Below are 6,951 nucleotides of genomic sequence, written 5' to 3' on the forward strand. Positions count from 1 at the left end.
GACATCGCCTCTCGCGAGCAGATGCTGGAGGACGAGCGCCCCGGCGACGATGATGTCTGCGCGTTCGGGCTGCAGGCCCGGGAGGCACCGTCGCTCGCCCACGGGGATGGCCGCCAACTCGCCCGCGAGGCGGTCAACTGCACGCCGGGATAGCCGGTAACCGTGGACCCGCTCGGGATCGTATGGTGAGAGCCGCTGGTCTATCGCCGCCATCGTCGTGATCGTCCCCCCAACACCCGCGATGCCGAGAGGTTTGCGGAACGCCGTCGAGAGGCCGGGGTCGAGCGTTCGGGTAAGGTGGTCGCGAAGCGCGGCGATCTCCGTCGCCAGCGGAGGATCGTGCGTCAGGAACTGCTCGGTGAGGACCACTGCACCAGCGGGGACGCTTTGGCTCGCCTCGATCCGGGCTCGATGCCCCCACGTCAACTCGACGCTGCCGCCGCCGATATCGATTACCAACAGACGGGACCGAATCCGGGATGCGCCCAACCCGTCGACGACGCCCCGATACCCTAGACGCGCCTCTTCCGTGCCGGTGAGGATCCGAACCGGGTATTCGAATCGGGCCACCACCTCATCGGAGTTCTGCGCGATGCGAAGTGCGTGCGTCCCCACGAGCACAGGAACCGTAACTCCGGCATCGCGCGCCAATGCGATGCATCGTTTCACCGCCTCCGCTGTTCGCGCGGCGGCCTCTGGCTGGATTCGACCTCTCGGGGTGAGGCGCTCCCCGAGCCTGGTGATCTGAAGATGGCGGAGAACGGGTTGGAGGTGAGGCGGTGAGCCGTGTACATCGGCCACCAAGAGACGCACCGAGTTGGTGCCGATATCGATGACGGCACGTCGCGCCACGCGCCGTGTTTAAAAGAGGCGGATGAGCTTGGTCAGGCGTTCTCGCAGCTCGGCAGGAGCCTGCTCGGTGCAGCACGACCGGCGTAACATCGTGCGCAGCCGTTCCTCAAACTCCACCTTCGAGAAGCAGTGACGGCATTCTTCGAGATGCTTTTGCATCTCGGCGAAGGACTCTCCGTCGAGCTCCTTGTCGAGGAACTGCCATACCTTCTCCACAGCTTCTTCGCAGTTCATCTCCCGTCACCCCTGACAAGATGCCGCTCCTTGGCAAACTCCCACAACCCCCGTTGGAGCTGATGCCGGCCACGGGAAAGCCTGGACATGACGGTCCCGACGGGGACCCCGAGGATGTCTGCGATCTCCTTGTAGCTAAAGCCCTCAACGTCGGCCAAGAGGACGACGGAACGGAACTGGACGGGCAGGGCTTCGAGACTCTCACGGACTTCGGAATCCATGATGTGTTCGAGCACGGTTTCCGGGTTGCCGGCCTCGCTCAGCGCCTCGCCCTCGGTCACCTTGTCGTAGAGATAAAACTCGCCGATGTCCTCCTGCTCCACGATCTCCGGTTCACGGGTCTGCTTCCGGTGTGCGTCGAAGAAGGCATTCATGAGGATCCGATGCAACCATGCCCGAACACTGGTCCCGTCCTGAAAGGTGTGGAAGGACCGCCACGACTTGAGCATCACTTCCTGGACCAGATCTTCGGCCGCGCTCCGGTTCCGCGTGAGGCGGAGGGCCGAGCGGTAGAGCCCGTCGAGCTGCTCACCGATCAGCCCCTCGAATCGGGCGCGGTCCTCAGCGCTCGTCGCATGTGGGACAGATTCCCCCATCGAAGGGGCCGCGCCGGCGGCAAGGCCCAGTTCCAGTTCCGGCCCGGCGGGCTTGGGAGTCCCGGCACTCTCCAATTCAGCCACGCTCCTTCACAGTGATGCCGTGCAGTGTGCAGAACGCTCCGTGCGGAGCGAAGATTCCGCGGAAAATCAAAAAGGCACCGCGGGGGTGCCCCCTCCGTGCGGCAACCACCGTCCCGGTCGGAATCAGGATGAGCCCGACGGGGTCAGGGTTTGATGAACGATGTCGGCCAGCGTTGTGCGGTTCAGGACCTGCTCGGTCGCCTCTTTGACCGCCTGCCACACCGGACGCAAGCCGCATCCCGGCGCATAAATGCACGTGGTCTCCGTCTCCTCAACACATAGCCACGGCGCGACGCTTCCTTCGAGCACGAGGAACGCCTCCCCAACGGTGATCCGGTCGGGCGCGCGCGCGAGGAGGTGCCCCCCGCTGGGGCCTCGTTTACTCTGCACGAGCCCCGCCCGGCGGAGCGTCACGAGCAACTGATTGAGGTACAGTTCCGGAAGCCCCTGACGCCGCGCGATGTCGTGACTCTGCACCGGTCCCCGGCCGTACTGTTGCGCCAGATCCATGAGCGCCCGGATTCCGTATTCGGCGCGGGTACTGACCTTCATGCAATCACCACTTCCTCCTCGGTAAACTGGCCCTCCAGGAGCCGGAAGGCTCTGACCTGAGGGCGTGCCGCATCGCGCAGCGACACAATCACGTATTGGGCATCCGGGAACAACGGGTTCCCGTCTCGGTCAACTGCGCGCTCCCGATCGGTCCGGCTCGGAACCGCCTCCGTCTGCGGGTGTGAGTGATAGATACCCACAAGATCCCACCCGCGCTCATCCATCGCGCGAAACGCGCGCAACTGGTCCTTCGGGTCCATGACATACGTCTTAGGGCTCCGGTCGCTGTTCCGGCCTGGGAACACCTCCTCGACGGTCTCCCCTCGACCCGCCAGCATCCCGCAACATTCATTCGGGACCTCGGCCCGAGCCTGCGCGATGATCTGCTCCAGATGGTCCCGCCTGACCTTCAGCGCCATTGCCACGGGCTCCTGACCCTCTATTTTAGCGGAAACCGGTCGAAAAGAGCAACACGCGCGGGCGCCTTCGCGTCCTATCGCTCCAGGGAGCGCCATAGGGGCGTGCTCAGATAGCGGTCACCGCCGTCCGGCGCGATGACGACGACGACGCCACTTCGAATCCGGCCGGCGATCTCGAATGCCGCGTGAACCGCGGCGCCGGTCGATGTACCCACGAACAGCCCCTCCTCCCTGGCGAGGCGGCGGGCCATCGCATACCCGGCCTCGGTTGCGACGCCGATCTTCTCATCATGGACATCGGGGTCATAGATACCCGGCACGATCGAACTCGCGATGTGTTTGAGGCCCTCCAGGCCGTGCAGCGCTGCGTCGGGCTCGACGGCGATCACGCGGATGCCGGGATCGGCGTCGTGCAGACGGCGGCCGGTCCCGACCAACGTTCCGGTCGTCCCCAGTCCGGCGACGAAGTGCGTGATGCGCCCTCCGGTCTGTTCGAGAATCTCCGCCCCTGTCGTATCGTAGTGGGCCCGCCAGTTTGCCGGGTTATTGTATTGGTCCGGCTTGAAGTACCGCTGCGGCGCCGCCGCCAGCATCTCCCTGGCCATCCGGATCGCGCCGTCGCTGCCCTCCAGCGGATCCGAGAGGACAATCCGGGCCCCATAGGCGACGATAATACGCTTCCGCTCCTCGCTCGCGCTTCCCGGGACCACGAGCTCCACCTCGTAGCCCTTCGCCGCGCCGATCATCGCGTAGGCGATGCCGGCGTTGCCCGAGGTCGAGTCCAGAATGGTCTTCCCGTGAGTGAGGAAGCCGTCCCGCTCGGCGTCGGCGATCATGCGGAGCACCGGCCGGTCCTTGACCGAGCCGCCGGGATTGAACCACTCCGCCTTGACGTAGACTTCCACGGATCGCGGAAGGCTTCGCGTCACTCGGAAGAGGCGGAGGAGTGGCGTCCCGCCGATCTGGTCGAGCAACGAAACGTCGGGCTTACTCGTCGAAGAGATAGGTCGCTTCTGCGTAGTGCCGGACCCCATGCGCTCGCCACCGCTCCTCCACGGTCTGGTCCAGGCGGGATTGTTTGATCGCGACCCCCTCCGGACTGCGCAGCCACGCCAGGGGGACGTTGAGGCGCAGCACCCGGCCGGGGATGAGATGACGCGTGATCCCCGCGGGGAGGCGCATGCCGCCGGTCGCGAGCTTCAACACGTCGCGCTTCCCGAATGGGGGAAAGATGACCACCGTGCCGCGCCCAAACTCGTGGGACATCCCCTCGATGTCCCAGCTGTCGGTTCGGTAGGTCTCGCTCGTTCCCGCGTACAGACCAACAAGATTTCCAAGCAGCGCCGCGCTCTCAACCGGATCCATCCCCGGCCCCACGACGACGGTGCCGTCCCCGTCAAAGAGCGCCGCGATCCCGTCTCCCTGCCCCAGCCGACGTTCGGCCTCATCAGGCCCGGCTGCCGGCACAATGCCAATCCCGAGCCGGGCGGCAACGCGCTGCCGCAGCGACTCCCCGGCTTCCAGGACGTAGTGCCGCCAGGTCGATACCGAGATCTCGGGCGTCTCATAATCAACCACCTGGGCGACGACGTCAGGCACTCCGATCTCGCGGAGCGCGGCCACCCGGTTTGCGCCGTCGAGCACGACCACCAGGTCGCTGCCGGCGATGGGGGTGACGATGGGAGGATTTCGGAGGATCCCATCGCGCCGGAGCGCCCGGACGAGCCGGTGCACGCGCCCGGGGTCCGGATCCTCATGCGGAAGCATCCGGGAGATCTCGAGAAAACGCAGCGCCGGGGTGGCGCGCGCCACCGATGGCAGGCGTTGCCGGATCGACACGTCCACGCCTACACGCCGGTTCCCCCGGCCATGGCCGGGATGATCGAGACTTCGTCGGCCTCAGTGATCGGCGTCGCAGGGCCCTGCAGGGTGCGGATCTCCGCCCCGTTCACGAAGACGTTGATAAACCCCCGGACCTCCCCGTTCGGCTCACGTAGTTGCTCGCGCAGCCCAGGGTACCGCCGCTCGAGTTCAGTCAGCGCTTCCTCCACGGTTCGCCCTGCCGCCGCCACCTTCGCCTGTCCGCGGGTCAGCCGGCGCAATGGCGTCGGCAGATAGATCTGTGCCAAGGTCCCCACCTCCAAAGAAAAGACAAACGCCGCGGCAACGGGCGCCGCGGCTCGACAATCAAATTAGACGTATTAGAGGGCCGGGACGCCCGTCTTATCCCCGGCGACATCCCCCCGTCGCCAGGCGTCGATCGGTCGTACAGATGCAGGTGATCATCTCGGCTACCATCGCTCTCCCTGGAGAAACGTCCTCTCCTATACTAACATTCCCCAGAGTTTGCGTATTCAGGACGTTAGCCACCGAGGGGGTTGACCGGCCGGCCGTCCTCCCGGACCTCGAAGAACAGATGGGGGCCGGTGCTCCACCCGGTGCTGCCGATCCGCGCAATGGTCGCGCCGCGGGCGACATGATCGCCCACCCGGACCAGCCCGGCCGAGAGGTGGGAGTATGTCGTCGTGAGCCCGCCTCCGTGGTCCAGAATGACCAGCATCCCGTACCCCCGCATCCACCCATTGTAGATCACGATCCCGTCCTGCGCCGCTTGGATCGCCGTGCCATACGGGGCGGCGATGTCGATCCCGGTGTGGAACTCGCGCGTCCCGAAGATGGGGTGAATCCGCCATCCGTACCCGGACGAGACGCGACCGGGCACAGGCCAGAGGAGCTCGCCGTTCCGCAGCGTGAGGATCGGACCTCGACGGCCGCCCCGCGCCGACTGCCGGATGATCTCGGTGATCCGCGCAGATTCGACTTCGAGTTCTCGGATCGCGGCCTCTTGTGCGCGGCGCTCGGTCCGGACTTGCTCGAGCAACCGGCGGCGCTCGTCGGCGAACCTCGACGTCTCTTCCCTGCGCGCCACCCACTGCTCCTGCTCTGAAGACAGTTGCTCCTGGTGCGCAACTAGCGACGCCTGCACGTCCTCGCGCTGGTGTCGCTCGGCCGCCACCTCGTGGTACAAGGCCAGGTCTTGCTCGACCACCCGACTGACCAGATAGGAGCGCGTGATGAAATCCCGAACGTCGGCGGAGCCGAGCAAGAGGTCGAGGTACCCCACAGGCCCGCGCTCGTAAAAGGCCCGCACGCGGGTGCCCATGAGCCGTTCGTGCATCGCGAGGCGGGTCGTGAGCGCCGAGAGCGACCGCGTCGCGGTCTGCACGGCGCGCTGCGTGCTGGAGAGAGCGACCGCTGTCTGATTGAGATGCACGAGGGCGCGCTCAAGACGCTCCTGGGCTCCGGAGAGTTGGGCCAGTGCCGTGCGCTCTTGCCGGGCCACCTGAGCCAGCCGCCGCCGCCGCCACGACAACTGCTGTTGAATGCGTGTCAGCATCGAGGCGGCCGAGGCCGCGCCTGAGACCGCGGGCTTGGATCCGCCGACCTGGGGAGGAGCCGGCGGCGTCTGCTGAGCCGAACTCGCCGCGGGCAGGGTCGTCGCGAGGATGGCAATCACGCCACACACAGTGGCCCCAAAAAGACCGGTTCGTTCCCGCATCCGGTGCTCCGGTAGATGTCGTGACTGCCAGCATGAAGACGGAAGGTATATCGGTCGGGCGGGACGCCCGTTTGGGTCACAAGAACCCGTGCGTTTGCGAACCGCATATTCGCGGGACCCGGAAAAACTCCTCCCCTCACCGCCGCGGCGGGCGAGCGCGCCTCCGGCGCGCACCGGACCTCGTCCGAAAAGGAAAACCCATCGCCCCGTCGAAGGAACGCCCCGGCGTTACGATCACCTGCCCGCTCATCTCTCTCGGCGGGAAAGGGGAGGTCTACGGATGGCACGGAAACCAGCCCGAGGTAAGGCCAGGACGCGCAAAACGTCCCGGAAGCGTGCGACGCGCGCACGCAGCCGCACGACCGCCCGCGCTAAACGCAGTGTCCGTCGAGCCCGCCCGAGGAAAGCCGCAGCGAAGACCCGGGCCAAGGCCAAGCGACCGGCCCGGAAGCGTGTCGCCACGAAGCGCGCGGCGGCCGGCCCCAGGCCGAAACCCGCCGCCCCGACCCTCGGGCAGATCCCCCTCGGGTCGTACACGACTCCTCAGCCGGTGTCCCCCCTGGAGCCGATGCGGCACGATCCCTGGGACCGGCCGGTCGAGCACACCCACGAGGAGGGGAGCACGGAGGACGAGGAGGAGGATGAGGAACCGCTC

10 protein-coding genes are annotated in these 6,951 nt (G+C 66.5%); 1 reads left to right on the plus strand and 9 read right to left on the minus strand.

Translation table 11 applies throughout. The annotated features are described in order from the left end of the window. The 9 genes from VFP86_04375 to VFP86_04415 all read right to left on the minus strand — a co-directional run. On the minus strand, positions 1 to 852 hold an 852-nt coding region (locus tag VFP86_04375), incomplete at its 3' end, for an exopolyphosphatase (GenBank protein HET8998860.1). 9 nt (positions 853 to 861) lie between these two features. Then, the gene (gene rsrA, locus VFP86_04380; protein HET8998861.1) at positions 862 to 1,086 is read right to left on the minus strand and encodes a mycothiol system anti-sigma-R factor; all 225 of its coding nucleotides are present in this window, start codon (positions 1,084 to 1,086) and stop codon (positions 862 to 864) included. Continuing rightward, complete coding sequence (locus VFP86_04385) at positions 1,083 to 1,766, minus strand: sigma-70 family RNA polymerase sigma factor (GenBank protein HET8998862.1); 684 nt, start codon at positions 1,764 to 1,766, stop codon at positions 1,083 to 1,085. Before VFP86_04385 ends, rsrA begins: the two co-directional genes overlap by 4 nt. Positions 1,767 to 1,889: 123 nt before the next feature. After that, positions 1,890 to 2,318, minus strand: coding sequence for an Rrf2 family transcriptional regulator (locus tag VFP86_04390; GenBank protein ID HET8998863.1), 429 nt, complete (start codon positions 2,316 to 2,318; stop codon positions 1,890 to 1,892). Continuing rightward, positions 2,315 to 2,737, minus strand: coding sequence for a M67 family metallopeptidase (locus tag VFP86_04395; protein ID HET8998864.1), 423 nt, complete (start codon positions 2,735 to 2,737; stop codon positions 2,315 to 2,317). Before VFP86_04395 ends, VFP86_04390 begins: the two co-directional genes overlap by 4 nt. 74 nt (positions 2,738 to 2,811) lie before the next feature. Beyond that, positions 2,812 to 3,711: a cysteine synthase gene (locus VFP86_04400; GenBank protein ID HET8998865.1), complete on the minus strand. Its 900-nt coding sequence runs from the start codon at positions 3,709 to 3,711 to the stop codon at positions 2,812 to 2,814. 13 nt (positions 3,712 to 3,724) lie between these two features. Next, complete coding sequence (locus VFP86_04405) at positions 3,725 to 4,582, minus strand: ParB N-terminal domain-containing protein (protein ID HET8998866.1); 858 nt, start codon at positions 4,580 to 4,582, stop codon at positions 3,725 to 3,727. Positions 4,583 to 4,584: 2 nt separating this feature from the next. Then, the gene (locus VFP86_04410) at positions 4,585 to 4,866 is read right to left on the minus strand and encodes a ubiquitin-like small modifier protein 1 (protein ID HET8998867.1); all 282 of its coding nucleotides are present in this window, start codon (positions 4,864 to 4,866) and stop codon (positions 4,585 to 4,587) included. A gap of 233 nt (positions 4,867 to 5,099) precedes the next feature. Then, entirely contained in the window at positions 5,100 to 6,296 is a 1,197-nt protein-coding gene (locus tag VFP86_04415) for a peptidoglycan DD-metalloendopeptidase family protein (GenBank protein HET8998868.1), read from the minus strand. A gap of 280 nt (positions 6,297 to 6,576) precedes the next feature. On the opposite strand from VFP86_04415, the gene VFP86_04420 reads away from it, so the two are divergent. Further along, positions 6,577 to 6,951: hypothetical protein (locus tag VFP86_04420; GenBank protein ID HET8998869.1), on the plus strand; the 375-nt coding region annotated here is incomplete at its 3' end.

It is taken from the genome of bacterium (assembly GCA_035703895.1).
Lineage (GTDB): Bacteria > Sysuimicrobiota > Sysuimicrobiia > Sysuimicrobiales > Segetimicrobiaceae > Segetimicrobium.

Excerpts from the sequence above, each read along its gene's own strand:
- rsrA (HET8998861.1), bottom strand. The coding sequence starts at position 1,086 with ATGAACTGCGAAGAAGCTGTGGAGAAGGTATGGCAGTTCCTCGACAAG.
- VFP86_04415 (HET8998868.1), bottom strand. The coding sequence starts at position 6,296 with ATGCGGGAACGAACCGGTCTTTTTGGGGCCACTGTGTGTGGCGTGATT.
- VFP86_04395 (HET8998864.1), bottom strand. The coding sequence starts at position 2,737 with ATGGCGCTGAAGGTCAGGCGGGACCATCTGGAGCAGATCATCGCGCAG.
- VFP86_04390 (HET8998863.1), bottom strand. The coding sequence starts at position 2,318 with ATGAAGGTCAGTACCCGCGCCGAATACGGAATCCGGGCGCTCATGGAT.